Genomic DNA, 15,796 nt, shown 5'->3' on the forward strand with positions numbered 1-15,796 from the left:
CCGTGGAAGGCGTCTGCGTTTCCGCTTTGTTGTGTCTTTACTTTATCAGGTGTTCCGTGTCCCGCCAAATCGGCGGTTCCGGATCAACCGAACGGAGTAAAAACCCGTTTGTCCTGCTTTGCCTTTTCGCGAATCTCTCCGCTCCGAGGCAACTCCCCGATCGTACATGCTCCGAGAACCTGCTCGAACCACGTCCGGACGGACCGGACAGACACGGATCCAACAGACACCGTGGAGCCATCCGAAATCCTGGGGAACGACCGGCACGTCCGCGGAGACCCCGCGTCCGTCTCGCTCGGCCGTCCCCAACTCTACCCCCGCGGGAGAGTGTTCGTGACACGTTTCCACGAAAGTGGCAGTGTCGTGTCCTACACCTGACCCTGCCGGGGCAACGGCCAACCGGTCACAACTTCTCGATGGGGGCGTACTTGACCAGGAAGTCCTTCTCCCCGATGTCCGCGCCGAAGTCGATCCGCGCCTTGGTCTTGTCGCCCGTGCCCTCGACCAGCTGGACCCGGCCCATGCCGAACGAGTCGTGGGTGACCAGGTCCCCCACGCTCAGGGTCGGGGCCTCCTTCTTCGGAGTCGAGCCCGCGCCACGCGACCTCGATCCGCCGCCGAACCCCGTGCCGCCGCCGAACCCGCCCGAACCCCAGGAGGACCCGCCGATGCTGCGGCTCGGCGGGGCGGCCAGCGTCGACTCGGCCCGGCGCCACTCCACCAACGACGACGGGATCTCGTCGAGGAAACGGGACGCCGGGTTGTAGGACGGTGTCCCCCAGGCACTGCGCACCGCGGCCCGGCTCACGTACAGCAGCTGCCGAGCCCGAGTGAGCCCCACGTAGGCGAGCCGCCGCTCCTCCTCCAGCTCCTGCTTGTCCCCGAGCGTGCGCGTGTGCGGGAAGACCCCGTCCTCCATGCCGGTCAGGAACACCACCGGGAACTCCAGCCCCTTGGCCGAGTGCAGGGTCATCAGCGTGACCACGCCGCCCTCGTCGTCCGCGTCGGGGATCTGGTCGGTGTCGGCGACGAGCGAGATCCGCTCCAGGAAGTCGACGAGGGTCGGCTCCCCCGGGTCCACCGCACCGGCTCCGCCCCCGGCCGACTCCCCGCCCTCCTCCAGGGGCGCGTCGACGCCCGGGGGCTCCTCCTCCACCAGGGCCGCGAAGGTGTGCTCGAACTCCCGGGCCACGTCGACGAACTCCTCCAGGTTCTCCACCCGGCTCTCGTCCTGGATGTCCTTGGACTCGGTGAGTTCGGACAGGTACCCCGTCTTGCTCAACACCGCCTCGACGATCTCGGCGGGGGAACCGGTCGGCACGATCTCGGCCAGCTCGTCGAGCAGCGCCGTGAACGACCCCACCGCGCGCGCCGACCGGGTGGCGATGCCGGGGATCTCGTCGACCCGGCGCAGCGCCCGCGCGAACGAGATCCGCTCGCGCGCGGCGAACAGCTCGACCGCCTCCTCCGCGCGCGCCCCGATGCCGCGCTTGGGCACGTTGAGGATCCGCCGGAGGCTGACGGTGTCCTCCGGGTTGGCCAGGACCCGGAGGTAGGCCAGGATGTCCCGGATCTCCTTGCGCTCGTAGAAGCGCACGCCGCCGACGATCTTGTACGGCAGCCCCATCCGGATGAACACGTCCTCGAACACACGGGACTGCGCGTTGGTGCGGTAGAAGACCGCCACCTCCCCCGGCGTGACCGTCCCGTCGTCGGTGAGCTCGTCGATCTCGCCCACCACGAACGCGGCCTCGTCGTGTTCGTTGTCGGCCACGTAGCCGGTGATGGCGGTCCCCTCGCCGTTCTCCGACCACAGGTTCTTGGCGGGGCGGCCCTCGTTCCGGTCGATCACGGCGTTGGCCGCCGACAGGATGGTCTGCGTGGACCGGTAGTTCTGCTCCAGGAGGATGGTGCGCGCGTTCGGGAAGTCGCGCTCGAACTCCAGGATGTTGCGGATGGTCGCGCCGCGGAACGCGTAGATCGACTGGTCGGCGTCACCGACCACGCACAGCTCGGCGGGCGGGACCGCGCCCGCCGGTGCGGAGCCCTCGGCTCCGGTCTCCTGCTCCGCGCCCACCAGCTCGCGGACGAACACGTACTGCGCGTGGTTGGTGTCCTGGTACTCGTCGACCAGCACGTGCCGGAAGCGGCGCCGGTAGTACTCCGCCACGTCCGGATACATCTGGAACAGGTTGACCGTGATCATGATCAGGTCGTCGAAGTCCATGGCGCCGGCCTCGTGCAGTCGGCGCTGGTAGAGCTGGTAGGCCTCGGCGAGCTTCTTCTCCTGCTCGGTCTGCGCCTGCTCGGCGAACGTGTCGTAGTCGACCAGCTCGTTCTTGAGGTTGGACACCTGGGCGGAGAACGACTTGGGCGGGAACCGCTTGGGGTCGAGGTCCAGCTCCTTGCAGACCAGCTGCATCAGGCGCGCGGAGTCGGCGGAGTCGTAGATCGTGAAGCTGCTCGGGTAGCCGAGCCGGTGCCCCTCGCGTCGCAGGATCCGCACGCACGCCGAGTGGAAGGTCATCGTCCACATCGTGTTGGCGGCCCGGGCGCCGAGCAGGGCCTCGATGCGCTCCCTCATCTCGGCCGCGGCCTTGTTGGTGAAGGTGATCGCGAGGATCTCACCGGGCCGCACCCCGCGGTCGGCCATCAGGTGGGCGATGCGGTGCGTGAGGACACGGGTCTTGCCCGAACCGGCGCCCGCCACGATGAGGAGGGGCGCGCCGCTGTGGGTGACCGCCTCGCGCTGGGGACCGTTCAGACCTTCGAGGAGTTGCTCTTGGGAGGACACGGTTACCAGGTTACGACTCCCGTACGACGCCGGTGCCGCTGCGTCACCGCCCCGAACCCCCGCCCCGTGCCCGATCCCGGCTGGTCAACGCCCCCGAGGGTGCGAACGAGCCGTACGGGCGATTTAGGCTGGTATGGAATGGGTCCCTTCCGGGGCCCGAGACGTTTCGGGGGGAGATCCTTGACCATGCGAGTGTTCGTCGACTGCGACCCTGGCATCGATGACGCCGTCGCGCTCGCCTACCTCGCCGCGCGGCCCGAGGTGGAGATCGTCGGCATCGGCGCGGTGTTCGGCAACAACAGCGTGGACATCACGGCGGACAACGCGCTGCGTCTGCTCGACCTGTACGGCCGCCCCGGCGTGCCCGTGGCGGTCGGCGCATCGCGGCCGCTGGTCCAGGCCCCGCGCCTGGCGGAGCACGTGCACGGACGCAACGGCCTCGGCGACGTCGAGCTGCCCGCGCCGGCCGGGAAGCCGGTCGCCGAGTCCGCCGCCGAGCTGCTGGTGCGGCTGGTGCGTGAGTCGCCCGGTGAGATCGACGTCCTGGCCGTGGGTCCGCTGACCAACCTGGCGATCGCGCTGGGCCTGGAGCCGGAGCTGCCCAGGCTCGTGCGCCGACTGGTCGTCATGGGCGGCGCCGTGCGCGTGCCGGGCAACGTCGCCTCGCACGTCGAGGCCAACATCAACAACGACCCCGAGGCCGCCGAGGCCGTGTTCGCCGCCGGGTTCGACCTGGACCTGATCGCGCTGGACATCACCATGAAGACCGTGGCCACGCCCGAGTGGCTGGCGGAGCTCAAGGAGGTCCCGGGTGAGCGCGCCGAGCGCACCTCGGCCTTCCTCGACTTCTACGCGGAGTTCTACACGGGCATCTTCGGTGTGCGCCAGTGCGCGATGCACGACCCGCTGGCCGCCGCCGTGCTGGTCGACCCGCACCTGGTGACGGAGTCCTTCGAGGCGCCGCTGCGGGTGGAGCTCTCCGGGAGCCTGACCCGCGGGATGACCGTGGCCGACCTGCGTCCGCGACCCGCCGACGACGACCGCCGTCCGGCGCGCGTGATCACCGGGGTCGCGGAGGCCGAGTTCCTGGGCCGGATGCTGGACGCCCTGCGCTGATCAGGGACGACCCCGCGACGCACGGCCGTCACCCCCCCGGGGTGGCGGCCGTGCGCGTGCGGCCGCGGCGGGACCGGCGGCCGGAGCGCGGGCGGCTCAGACGAGCCGACGGGCCGTGGCCCACCGGCTCAGTTCGTGCCGGTTGGACAGCTGGAGCTTGCGCAGCACCGACGACACGTGCGTCTCGACCGTCTTGACCGAGATGAACAGCTCCTTGGCGACTTCCTTGTAGGCGTAGCCGCGGGCGATGTGCCGCAGGACCTCGCGCTCGCGCTGGGTGAGCCGGTCCAGCTCGGGGTCGACGGGAGGGGCGTCGGTCGCGGAGAAGGCGTCGAGCACGAAGCCCGCCAGCCTCGGGGAGAACACCGCGTCGCCGTCGGCCACCCGGACGATCGCCTGGGCCAGGTCGCGTCCCGAGATGGTCTTGGTGACGTAGCCGCGCGCGCCGCCCCGGACGACGCCGATGACGTCCTCGGCCGCGTCGGAGACCGACAGGGCCAGGAAGCGGATCTGCGGGTGCTGGGCCAGGACACGGCGAAGGACCTCGACTCCCCCGCCGCCGGGCAGGTGCACGTCGAGAAGGACCAGGTCGGGGAGGTGCTCACCGATCACCCGCACCGCGGTGTCGACGTCCCCGGCCTCGCCGACGACCTCGACGGCGTCGCCGAGCTCGCCGCGCACACCGCTGCGGAACAGCCGATGGTCGTCCACGATCACGACGCGCGGAACCGCGTCTCCGTCACTGAACCTCGTGTTCTCGTCTCCCACACCCTGGACCTTACCCAGCGGCCTCCGCGTCCCGACACCCGAGTTCCGGTGGTGTCCGCATCCGGTCGTGTCCACAACGGGTTCCGGAACCTAGTACTGGGGGATTCTGGGCATGCGCAACTGGACCTCGGTACCCTCACCCGGCGCGGTGCGGATGCGCGCGGAGCCGCCGTGGCGCTCCATCCGCCCGATGATGGAGCCGCGCACGCCCATGCGGTCCTCGGGGATCCCGTCGAGGTCGAACCCGTCGCCGCGGTCGCGGACGAAGACCAGGACCTCCTCCTCGTCCACCTCCCCGAACACCGACAGGCTGTCGCACCCGGAGTACTTGGAGGCGTTGACCATGGCCTCCCGCGCGGCGCGGAGCATGGCGCCCAGCGCGTCGTCGATGGGACAGTCGCCGACGCACACCACCTCGATGGGGACGCCGTGCTCCTCCTCCACCTCGGCGGCCACGCGTTCGAGCCCCGGCGAGACGGTGGTCTCGGCGTCGGCGGGGCGCTGGTAGAGCCAGCTGCGCAGTGCCCGCTCCTGGACGCGGGCCAGGCGCTGCACCTCGCGGGGGTCCTCGGCCCGGCGCTGGATGAGGGTCAGGGTGTGCAGGACGGAGTCGTGGATGTGCGCGGCGAGTTCGGCGCGCTCGGCGTTGCGGATGCGTTCGCGGCGCTCCTGGTCGCGTTCGCGGACCAGTCCGATGATCCACGGGGCGACCACCAGCGAGATGCCCGCGAGGAGCGTGAAGGCGAAGGTCAGTCCGGCCCGGGCGTCCTGGAGCTGCTGCTGGAAGACGAGGAAGCCGATGACGCCGACGACGATGAGCAGGACGCCCGCGCCCGTGCGCATGAGCCCCTTGCCGCCGGTGCGCCGGACGGTCGTGGACATCCACTCGTCGCGTTGGGCGGGGTTGGCCTGCTGCCACAGGATGGTCGCGCCGAGGGCGCCGAACACCACGAACCACAGGAGCGGGTCGAAGACGCCGCCGAAGAGCAGGAAGAGCGTGCTCAGCCCCACGGCGAGACCGACGTAGGCCAGGAGCTGGGACAGGTCGCGCCCCTTGCGGAGGGCCCCCTCCCGACCGTCCTCGGCGGTGTCCGCCCGCTCGTCCTTGGGCACGAAGAAGAACAGGGCGACGTAGACCGCCACGCCGATGCCGCCGACGGACAGGGCCATGAAGGCGAGCCGGACCACCACGGGGTCGACGCCCAGGTGCCGGGCCAGGCCGGCGGCGACTCCGCCGAGGAGCCGACCGTCCACCGCGCGGGTGAGCCGCGGGGTGTCGACCACCGTTCCTGCCACCGCCCGATCACCGCTTCCGTCCGTGTGCGGCGCGCTCGCGCACGCCGCCGTGTGGTCTCGTGAGACCAGGATGCACGGTGTGCGGGGGTGGACACCATCGGGTGGCACCCCAGGCCGGGCCCGGGTGTCGGTCAGGGTGGGTTCAGGGTCGTCCCGGATTCCGCCGCCCGTCGTCTCCGCGCGACGATGAGAGCGTGAGGAGGGTGCGGTGATCGACGATGACTGAAGGTCCGATGGCCGAGGCGGCCCCGCCCCGGCCGGAGCGGGAGCTCCGCAAGGGCGAGGACCGCGTGCTCGCGGGGGTGTGCACGGGGCTCGGCCAGTACACGGACACGGACCCGATCGTGTGGCGCACGGCGTTCGCGCTGACCGTGTTCGCGGGTGGCACCGGCATCCTCCTCTACGTCGCGGCGTGGATGCTCATGCGCGACGACCAGGGCGGACCGGCCACGTTCGAGCAGATGCTGGACCGCAGCATCCCGTCGCCGGCGGTGGTCAAGCTGCTGGCCCTCGGGCTGGCCGCGGCCACGGCGCTCAGCCTGGTCGGCGGGTTCGGCTGGGCGACCCTCGTCCTGGCCACGCCGCTCATCCTGGGGCTGCTGGCGGCACGCAACCGGGGTGTGGATCTGCGGAAGAGCTTCCTGGACCTGCGCGACGAACTGCGTCGGCGTCGGCCGCCCCCGACGACTCCCGCGCCGGAGCCGGTCGCCTCCTACTACAACCCCGCGCAGCCGTGGGCCTCCGCTCCGCAGGGGCCGGTGGACCTCGCCGTGGTCGGTGAGCGGACGGCGGACGGCGCATCGCACGGAACGGACGACGTCGGGGAGTCGGCGCCGAAGGGCGCGCCGGACGCCCCGGAGTCCGGGGACGGACCCGCGCGCGGCGGGCGCGGGGTCAGGCTGGTCGACCTCGCCGTGTGGACGATCGTCGGCCTGGCCGTCGCCGCGTCCGTCGCGGTCCAGGGCTGGGACTCGTCCCTGTGGAGCCGGGAGACCGCCGAGCTGGTGTTCGGCCAGGAGACCGGGGTGTTCTTCCTCGCGGGCGCGCTCGCGGTCGTGGGGCTGTACGCCGTGGTCGGCACGTGGGCGGGTCGGCCCGGGGGGCTGATGGCCCTCGGCCTGGTCCTGGCCGTGGCGGCCGCCGCCTCGGTGTCGACCGACCTGACGCGGCTGCGCGTCGGCGAGGCCGTCTGGCGGCCGGAGACGGTGGCCGAGGCGGAGTCGGGCGACTACCGGCGGACGCTCGGCGTGGTCACGCTCGACCTGACCCGGGTGGCGGACCTGGAGCCCGGCGACACCCTGGACCTGTCGGTCCGGGCGAACGGGGTGACGAAGCTGGTCCTGCCGGAGGACGCGCGGGTGGAGGTGGAGTCCCACGTGGGTCTCGGCGCGGTCGACGTGGCCGGCGAGGAGGAGCGGGGCGGGGTGTCACTGGACTACCGGGAGGTCTTCCCGCCGGTCTCGGCGGACGGACGTGACGGGGACGGGCGGGACGCGGAGGGTGACGACGGCGCCGAGGCTCCGTCGATCACCGTGAGCACCGACGCACTCGTCGGGGTTGTGGAGGTACGGCATGGCGAGGCGTAGGACGGACTGGGGGTCGTTCGTCGCGGGTCTGCTGTTCCTGGGGCTGGCGCTGGCGTTCGTCGTCCGGGGCACGGGCGAGTGGGAGTTCAACGTCGTGTGGGTGCTGCCGGTGCTCGCGGCGGGGCTCGGTGTGGCCGGTGTGGCGCGCGCGCTCACCCGGTCACGTGGAAACGGCGACCGCACCAAGTCCTGACGGGCGGCGGGCGGGCCTCAGTCGGGGCGGAGGCCCGCCCGGGCACGGCTCAGTCCCGCGGCCGGTGCTCGGCGATGGACGCGAACTCCTCGATCCCGAGCGACTCGCCGCGTGCGGTGGGGTCGACCCCCGCCGCGCGCAGGGCGGTCTCGGCCGCGGGCGCCGACCCGGCCCACCCCGCGAGGGCGGCCCGGAGCGTCTTGCGGCGCTGCGCGAAGGCGGCGTCGACGACCCGGAAGACGTCCTCGCGGGCGGCCTTGGTGACCGGGGGCGGACGGCGGATCAGCTCGACCAGACCGGAGTCGACGTTGGGCGCGGGCCAGAAGACGTTGCGTCCGACCGCGCCCGCCCGCCTGGCCGCGGCGTACCAGGCGATCTTGGCGGAGGGGACGCCGTAGATCCGGCCGCCCGGGGTGGCGGTGATCCGGTCGGCGACCTCCGCCTGCACCATGACCAGTGCGCGTTCGAGGCTGGGGAGCAGGTGCAACAGGTGCAGCAGCACCGGCACGGACACGTTGTAGGGCAGGTTGGCCACGAGGGCGGTGGGCGGCGGCCCGGGGACCTCCGTGACGCGCATCGCGTCGCCCGGCACGACGCGCAGGCGGTCGGCGAGGTCGGGGGCGTGCGCGGCGACGGTGCCCGGCAGCGCCTCGGCCAGCGCCGGGTCGATCTCGATCGCGGTCACCTGGCGCACGTGCGGCAGCAGGGCCAGCGTGAGCGAACCGAGCCCCGGCCCGACCTCGACGACGACGTCGTCCTGGGTGACCCCCGCGACCCTGACGATCCGCCGAACGGTGCCGTGGTCGATGACGAAGTTCTGGCCCAGGGTCTTCGTGGGCCGGATGCCGAACCGCTCGGCGAGCGCGCGCACGTCGGCGGGCGTGAGCAGCCGGGACTGGTCGGACGGGTCGGGTGCGGGTGTCTGTGTCACCCCCACATCTTGCCATTGCCGGAGCACCGGAACTCAGTCGAAGAGGCGGGCTCCGCAGTGCGGCCACTGGCTCTGCCAGTTCCCGTTGACGTTGGTGTACAGCTGCTGGGCGCGCTGGGTCTGCTCCGCCGCGCTGGCCTCCGACGGCAGGCCGCTGCCGCCGACCGACTGCCAGCTGCTCTGACTGAACTGGTAGAGGCCGTAGTAGCCCGCCGGGTTGACGGCCGCGGGGTTGCCGCCCGACTCGCACTCGGCGAGCGCGGCCCAGTTGAGGCCGGCCGCCGGTCCGCCGCCGACCGTTCCCGTGTCGGGCGCCTTGGTGCCGACGCGGACGAGTCCTTCGACGGGTTCGGTGACGATCGTCTCGGACAGCTCGTGCTCGACCTCCTCGCCGTCGCGCAGGACGGTGGCGGTGACGACCTCCCTGAGGCCGTCGACGGGTTCGGTCACCACCTCGCGTTCGCCCTGGGGCAGGTCGGGGTCCTCCTGCTCGACGGTCTCGGCCTCGATGACGACCTCCTCCGTGACCGGTTCGCCGACGACCGGGAGGACGCGCACGACCATGTCGGGTTCGGCGGGCTCGTCGGGCGAGGGCGTGACGACGTCGTGTTCGCCCAGGGTCATCCCGGCGGCGTCGAGCACGTCGGCCACGGTGGCGCCGGTGGTGCGGGTCTCGGTGCGGACGGTGTCGTACATCACGACCATGCGCGGGGCGCGTTCGGCGCTGACGGTGAGCCCGTCGACGGGCAGGGGCGTGTCGTGGGCCTCGGAGAGTTCTACGCCCTCGGGGTCCAGGCCGATCTGCTGGAGCGCCTCGCCGAGGGTGGCGGCGTGGACGCTGTGGTCGAGCGCGTGGCCGTCGAGTTCGACGGTGAGGTCGCGCGGTGAGCGCAGGACGACGTGTTCGCCGTCGGCCACGGGCGCCTCGGGGTCGGGTGCGACGACGTCGCCCGAAGCGAGGGTGATCCCGGCGGAGTCCAGGACGTCCTGGACGGTCCCGCCGAAGGTGTGGACGGTGCGCTCCTCGCCGTTGACGTCCAGGGTCACGCTCCGGTCCAGGGCGAAGGCGGTGCCTCCCGCGGAGGCCGCGAGGATGCCGAGGGCCGCCGCGGCGACGACCGGGAGGGGAAGGCCCGTCCTGCGACGGCGCCGGCCCTGGGGCCTGCGGGAACGGTTCCTCGGGGCACGGCTCATGGTGGACTCACCCTTGATCTGAGGGAGGGGTTCGCGCTGGTGGCGACGGTTTCCGGCCAGGGCGGAGCGCACGTTCGGAACAAGGGGCGTCGCGTGGTGTCGGCCCGGCGGTCGCCGACACATTAACACTCGTAGCCGAATTCCGTTGTTGATCTCGACCGAAACCTTTCCTGTGGGCCGGGGCGCGGGGAATGGTTTCCCTTTTGTCCACTCGCGACCGCGCGGGCCCGTGTGGCGCCGCGACCACCGAACCGGCACAATGAACCGAACGCCGTTCTAGTCAGTTCAGGAGGCCGCCCATGGGACCCCTCAAGGGAATCCGCGTCGTCGAGTTCACCGGGATCGGTCCCGCCCCCATGACCGGAATGCTCCTCGCCGACCTGGGGGCGAGCGTCATCCGCCTGGACCGGCCCGCCGCCGCCGAGGCCATGGACTCCGGGGCGGCAGGCCCGCACATGAGCGAGGGACGCACCGTGCTCGGCGCCGACCTCAAGACCGACGAGGGCCGCGAACGCGCCCTCGACCTCGTCGCCCGCGCCGACGTCCTGGTCGAGGGCTTCCGCCCCGGCGTCATGGAGCGGCTCGGCCTCGGACCCGACACGTGCCTGGAGCTCAACCCGCGCCTGGTCTACGCCCGCGTGACCGGGTGGGGTCAGGACGGCCCGCTGGCGCACACGGCCGGGCACGACATGAACTACGTCTCCGTCAACGGCGCGCTGCACTCGATCGGCCGCGCGGGCGGCCCGCCCGTCCCGCCGATCAACCTGCTCGGCGACTTCGCGGGCGGCACGATGTTCGCGGTCACGGGCGTGCTCGGCGCGCTGGTCGAACGCCAGGGCTCGGGCCGGGGCCAGGTGGTGGACGCGGCGATGGTCGACGGGAGCTCGCTGCTCATGTCGATGGTGTACGAGGACCGCGCCCGCGGCTCCTGGACGGACGAGCGCGGCACCAACTACCTCGACACGGGCGCCCCCTGGTACGACGTGTACGAGTGCGCCGACGGCGGGTACCTGTCGGTCGCGTGCATCGAGCCCCAGTTCTACGCGGCCTTCCTGGAGGGCGTCGGCCTGACGGACGAGAACCTGCCCCACCAGTGGGACCGCCAGGGGTGGCCGGGGTTGCGCGAGCGCTTCGCCGAGGTCCTGCGCACCCGCACCCGCGACGAGTGGGCCGCGGTGTTCGAGGGCTCCGACGCCTGCGTGATGCCGGTCCTGTCCCTGGCGGAGGCCCCCGACCACCCGCACGTGCGCGCGCGGGGAACCCTCACGCGCGACGGCGACCGCGTGGTCGCCGGGCCCGCGCCCCGCTTCGGCCGCACGCCCGGCCGCGTCACCCGGGGTCAGGGCCTGCCCGACACGGCCGCGACCCTCAAGGAATGGGGGCTGGAGGAATAGGGCGTGTTCCGTGCCCTGCCGCCCGTCGCCCGGCAGGGCACGCGTCCGCCGGACGGGCTCCGAGCCCAACACTCCCCGCCGGGTCCCCCACCGCGACGGCGCCGGTCATTAGGGTGATCGACCGAGCGCGCGACGGAGGGAAGCCATGGCATCGATCCGGAGGGCCGCGGCCCGGCTCCCGCTCGTCCTCCTCGTGCTGGTCGCGGTGCTCGCCGGGACCGCGCCGACCGCCTCGGCCGAGGCGCGGAGGGTCGACGCCGCCGTCCCCGCCACCCGGGACGGGGGGCCCGTGGTGCTCGTGGGGATCCCGGGCCTGCTATGGCGGGACGTGACCCCCGAGGCCACGCCGACCCTCTGGGAGCTGGCCGGACACACCTCGATCGGCAACGTCTCCATCCGCACGGCCACCTCCCGCACCTGCCCCACCGACGGCTGGCTGTCGGTGTCGGCGGGGCAGCGCGCCCTGTCCGAACGCGAGCGCTTCACCGTGTGCGAGCCCGCGCCCAAACCCGAGCGCGTGGGGTCGGGCGCCCGGATCCCCAGCTTCGACACCTACGTCCGGCGCAACGCGAGGTCCGTGTTCGCCGCGCCCGTGGGCATGCTCGGCCAGGCCGTGCGCGACGCGGGCGGGACCACGCTCGCGGTCGGCCCGGGCGCCGTGCTCGGCGCCGCCGACCGGTCCGGGTCCGTCGACCACTACCTCTACGAGCCGGGAGGGCTCACGCGGGAGCGGATCCAGGAGGTGTCGCTCGCGGTGGTCGAACTCCCGGGGCTCACCCGCCTGTACCCGGACCCGCCCGGCCCGGGCCCGGGAACCGGAGCTGACGAGGGCGACGACGAGGCGGAGGAGCGGACCGAGCCCGACGACGTCCCGGAGTGGGAGCGCGCGGGGGCCCTGGCGGCGATCGACGACCGCGTGCGCGCGCTCACCGGCATCCTGCCCGAGGGTGCGTCCCTCATGGTCGTCGGCGTGTCCATGGACTCCGGCCCCTCCGAGCTCACCGCGGCCGTGTGGGGCCGCGTCACCGACCAGGGCGTGTCCGGACCGACGGACTTCCTCGCCTCGGAGTCGACCCGGCGCCCGGGGTTGGTGGCGCTCACCGACACGACGCCGACCGTCCTGGCCGAGCTCGGCGTGGACCCGCCCGCGCCGACCGGCGGCCGCCGGTGGCACACGACCGGCCGCCCGCCGACGACCGAGGCGGCGGTCGACGAACTGGTGTCCTTCAACACGGCGGCCACCGTCGTGGGGGCGTCGCTGCCCGGGTTCTACAGCGGACTGGTCACGTTCCAGCTGCTCATCTACGCCGCGGCCGCCTACGCCCTGCACCGGTACTCGGACGGGCGACCGACCAGGCGGGCCCTGGTCCTCACCGTGACGCGCACCGTGGCGCTGGCCGGGGCCGCCTTCCCGGTCGCCAGCTACCTCGCCAACCTGGTCCCCTGGTGGGCCTCGCCCGTGCCGTTCCTCGCCCTGCTCGCCTGCGTGCTCGCCGCCGACGCCCTGGTGGTCGCGGCCGCCGTGACCGGACCGTGGCGGCGTTCGATCCTCGGTCCGATGACGGTGGTGGCGGGCACGACCACGGCCGTGCTCTTCCTCGACCTGTGCTTCGGCGCCCGCCTCCAGATGAACTCGCCGACCGGGTACTCGCCGATCGTCGCGGGCCGGTTCTACGGGATCGGGAACATCGCCTTCGCCACGTTCGCGACCGGCATGCTCATGGCCGTGGCCGGGATCTCGCACGAACTCGTCACGCGGGGGCGGCGACGTGCCGCGGTGGCGGTCACGCTCGCGATCGGCGTCGCCACGGTGCTGATCGTCGGCTGGCCGGGCCTGGGCACCGACTTCGGCGGGGTGATCGCCCTGGTGCCGGGGCTGGCGGTGACGGCGATGATGATCGCGGGGGTGCGGATCACCCCCGTGCGGCTGGCCGCCGTGGGCACGGCGGCCGTGGCGGCGATCAGCGCGCTGGCCTGGCTGGACCTACAGCGTCCGCCCGCGGAGCGCAGCCACGTCGGGGCGTTCGCCGCGCAGGTGCTGGGCGGGGAGGCGGGCACGGTGCTGAGCCGCAAGCTGTCGGCGATGCTCGGCACGTTCGGCAACTGGCAGCTGACCCTGCTCGCGGCGTGCGCGCTGGTGTTCCTGTTCGCGGTGCTCAACCGCCCCACGAACTGGCGGATCGGCGCGCTCCAGCGGGCCTACGAGTACGCGCCGACACTCCGTGCGGGGCTGACCGGCTCGCTGGTGACCGCGCTGGTCGGGTTCGCGGTCAACGACTCGGGGGTGGCGATCCCGGCGATCGCGCTGACGGTGGCCGTTCCGCTGACGTTGTCGGCGTGCGTCTGGGCGCTCCAGCGGGGCGACCGGACGCCACCGGAGCCACGGGAACCCGTCGGGACCGCCCATCGGACGTGACGAACACCTCACCGGACACCCGACCCCGAACCGCCCGAGCACGACCTTGCGTCGCTCACGTCACGAAACGGCCACGGGCCTGTGGTAAAGTCCGAGGCTGGGCGGCCCGGAGACGATTCCGGTCACGGCGGATCCGCCGGCCGACCCGCTCCATCGCTCACGATCGAGGAGCCCACGGCGGCGCGTGCCACGACACGGCGTCCGCCCTCATCCCGGCGGCGGGACCCGGTGTCAGTGGAACTTGAGGCCCGCCCTCGCGCGTTTGAGACACTGACGCGCTTTCTTGAGCAGGCCCGGCGAGAAAGGCGTTCTCATCCCCGGCCCCAGCGCGGGGTACCAGGCAAGGAACTTGATGAACCAGCAGCTTCGCTACCGCCGTATGGCCACGGACACACTGGGTGGCACCCGCGCCCTGGGTGGCGCGCGACCGAGCCCGCCCACCCGTCTGGCACGTCCCGAGTTCGCCGGAGTGGCAATGCCCGACCTGACCATCTCCTCCACGCTCAACGAGGCGGGGCGTGTCCTCGCGCTGGACGGGGAGATCGACATGGCCACCGAGGAGCGGTTCCAGGACGCGGTGATCGAGGCCCTGACCACCCAGCCGTCCGGCCGCGTCGTCCTCGACTGCACGAACCTGAGCTTCATCGACTCCAGCGGGCTGCGCGTGCTCATCCGCGCGCACAAGGCGGCCCTGGAGCAGCGGGTGCTGCTGGCCATCGCCTGCCCGACCGACCGCGTGCTCCAGACCCTGCGGGTGACCGCGCTGGACACCCGCGTCCCCGTCTTCGACACGGTGACCGAGGCGCTGTCGGCGCCGCGCGCCTCCTAGCTCAGCAGGAGCAGCCACACGCCCAGCGCGGTCACGGCGATGTTGACCAGCGCGAAGACCACCACCCACAGGGTTCCGGGCACCCCTGTGAGCCGGGCCAGCTGGTCGGCGTCGGAGTGCGGTGAGGGCTGGCGCGTCCGCTGGGCCTGAAGCTCGAAGACCGGCCGCACCCCGGCGAAGAGCAGGAACCAGGTGAACAGGTAGGCGAAGGCCGCCTGGACCGCCGCCGGGGTGAACCAGCTGACGCCGAAGACCACGGCGCCGGTGCCCACGATCGACACCACGCCGTAGACGTTGCGGATCATGAGCAGCATCGCGGCGAGCACGAGGATGCTCAGCCACAGCAGCGCCGTGATGCGGTCGGACATGAGCATGAGGATGCCCAGGAGTCCGACGAGGGACGGCGAGACGTAGCCCGCGAAGACCGTGAGGATCATCCCGATCCCGGTCGGCCTGCCGCGCGACACGGTGACGCCCGAGGTGTCGGAGTGCAGCCGGATCCCGGTGAGCTGGCGTCCGCTGAGCAGCGCCACCAGCGCGTGTCCGCCCTCGTGCGCGATGGTGACGACGTTGCGCGCCACCCGCCACGGGGGACCGAGCAGGACCGCGGCCAGGGCCAGGACCGCGGCGGCGATGATGATCCACTGCTCGGGCGCCGGCTGGACGGTCAGCACCTCGCTCCAGACGTCACCGAAGGTTGTTCCCACCGAAGCTCCCGACTCGTCGACCCACGCACCGCCCCCAGGGGAGGGGCGGGCTCTGGCCGCACTCTAGGGCATGTGGGCGTGTCGCGGTCGCGGCGCGGAAGTGGGCGGGCTCCGGAGCCAATCACCGAGAACGGCGTCGATGAACTGGCCAAACCGGGAGCGCCGACCTAGAGTCACCACTGAAAGTAGTCAGTCAGATGCTCAAGGTTAGGATTTGCTCGTGAAACGTACCGCTGCTCTCGTGTTCGTGACCATGGCCGCCGGTGCCGGCCTCGGCCTGGCCGCCACGCCGGCCGCCGCGCACGACCACTTCGACGGCTACCGCGGGTACCACAACTTCGACTTCGACCGCAAGGGGAAGTACTTCGACGACCACCGCGGTGACCACGGCCAGCACCGTGACCACGGCGACCACCACTGGTGGGGCTACTGACGGACGCGCCAACGGCACGGACGCGCCCCCGCCACGACGTCGTGGCCGAACAGACGTGAGCGCGTCTGGGCGGGCGCGGTGGCGGGGATGTCGGCGAGGACGTCGGCGAGCGACACCCCCGCCAGGCTCTCGCGCCAGG

General features: G+C 72.4%; 13 protein-coding genes. 7 read left to right on the top strand and 6 right to left on the bottom strand.

All coding sequences use genetic code 11. The features are described from left to right. Positions 1-403: 403 nt before the first annotated feature. Entirely contained in the window at positions 404-2,794 is a 2,391-nt protein-coding gene (locus AB0I72_RS27880) for a UvrD-helicase domain-containing protein (protein ID WP_358573949.1), read from the bottom strand. A 186-nt stretch (positions 2,795-2,980) separates the two neighbouring features. Between AB0I72_RS27880 and AB0I72_RS27885 the strand changes: the two genes are divergently transcribed. Continuing rightward, entirely contained in the window at positions 2,981-3,910 is a 930-nt protein-coding gene (locus tag AB0I72_RS27885; protein WP_358573980.1) for a nucleoside hydrolase, read from the top strand. Positions 3,911-4,006: 96 nt separating this feature from the next. Here AB0I72_RS27885 and AB0I72_RS27890 read toward each other — a convergent pair whose 3' ends face one another. Together AB0I72_RS27890 and AB0I72_RS27895 are read right to left on the bottom strand one after the other, a co-directional pair. After that, on the bottom strand, positions 4,007-4,678 hold the full coding sequence (locus AB0I72_RS27890; RefSeq protein ID WP_358573951.1) for a response regulator transcription factor: 672 nt from the start codon (positions 4,676-4,678) through the stop codon (positions 4,007-4,009). Positions 4,679-4,768: 90 nt separating this feature from the next. Continuing rightward, on the bottom strand, positions 4,769-5,974 hold the full coding sequence (locus AB0I72_RS27895; protein WP_358573954.1) for a PspC domain-containing protein: 1,206 nt from the start codon (positions 5,972-5,974) through the stop codon (positions 4,769-4,771). A gap of 218 nt (positions 5,975-6,192) precedes the next feature. Between AB0I72_RS27895 and AB0I72_RS27900 the strand changes: the two genes are divergently transcribed. After that, positions 6,193-7,560 carry a PspC domain-containing protein gene (locus tag AB0I72_RS27900; RefSeq protein WP_358573957.1) on the top strand — a complete coding sequence of 456 codons (1,368 nt, stop codon included), beginning with the start codon at positions 6,193-6,195 and terminating at the stop codon, positions 7,558-7,560. After that, a complete protein-coding gene (locus AB0I72_RS27905; protein ID WP_358573960.1) occupies positions 7,547-7,753 on the top strand; it encodes a hypothetical protein in 207 nt (68 codons plus the stop codon). Before AB0I72_RS27900 ends, AB0I72_RS27905 begins: the two co-directional genes overlap by 14 nt. 49 nt (positions 7,754-7,802) lie before the next feature. On the opposite strand, the gene rsmA is transcribed toward AB0I72_RS27905, so the two are convergent. Continuing rightward, positions 7,803-8,690, bottom strand: a complete 888-nt coding sequence (gene rsmA / locus AB0I72_RS27910; RefSeq protein WP_358573963.1) for a 16S rRNA (adenine(1518)-N(6)/adenine(1519)-N(6))-dimethyltransferase RsmA — start codon at positions 8,688-8,690, stop codon at positions 7,803-7,805. 27 nt (positions 8,691-8,717) lie between these two features. Beyond that, positions 8,718-9,878 carry a ubiquitin-like domain-containing protein gene (locus AB0I72_RS27915; protein ID WP_358573966.1) on the bottom strand — a complete coding sequence of 387 codons (1,161 nt, stop codon included), beginning with the start codon at positions 9,876-9,878 and terminating at the stop codon, positions 8,718-8,720. Between the two features lie 299 nt (positions 9,879-10,177). Between AB0I72_RS27915 and AB0I72_RS27920 the strand changes: the two genes are divergently transcribed. From AB0I72_RS27920 to AB0I72_RS27930, 3 genes are all read left to right on the top strand, one after another. Beyond that, positions 10,178-11,272: a CaiB/BaiF CoA-transferase family protein gene (locus AB0I72_RS27920; RefSeq protein ID WP_358573969.1), complete on the top strand. Its 1,095-nt coding sequence runs from the start codon at positions 10,178-10,180 to the stop codon at positions 11,270-11,272. A 145-nt stretch (positions 11,273-11,417) separates the two neighbouring features. Beyond that, on the top strand, positions 11,418-13,688 hold the full coding sequence (locus AB0I72_RS27925; RefSeq protein ID WP_358573971.1) for a hypothetical protein: 2,271 nt from the start codon (positions 11,418-11,420) through the stop codon (positions 13,686-13,688). A 475-nt stretch (positions 13,689-14,163) separates the two neighbouring features. After that, entirely contained in the window at positions 14,164-14,517 is a 354-nt protein-coding gene (locus AB0I72_RS27930) for an STAS domain-containing protein (RefSeq protein WP_358573983.1), read from the top strand. Here the strand turns inward: AB0I72_RS27930 and AB0I72_RS27935 are convergent. Continuing rightward, positions 14,514-15,224, bottom strand: a complete 711-nt coding sequence (locus tag AB0I72_RS27935) for a M50 family metallopeptidase (RefSeq protein WP_358573974.1) — start codon at positions 15,222-15,224, stop codon at positions 14,514-14,516. The two genes, AB0I72_RS27930 and AB0I72_RS27935, sit on opposite strands and share 4 nt — an antisense overlap. Before the next feature lie 220 nt (positions 15,225-15,444). On the opposite strand from AB0I72_RS27935, the gene AB0I72_RS27940 reads away from it, so the two are divergent. Then, a complete protein-coding gene (locus tag AB0I72_RS27940; RefSeq protein WP_358573977.1) occupies positions 15,445-15,657 on the top strand; it encodes a hypothetical protein in 213 nt (70 codons plus the stop codon). The last annotated feature ends 139 nt before the right edge of the window (positions 15,658-15,796 follow it).

This window comes from Nocardiopsis sp. NPDC049922 (assembly GCF_040660275.1).
Lineage (GTDB): Bacteria > Actinomycetota > Actinomycetes > Streptosporangiales > Streptosporangiaceae > Nocardiopsis.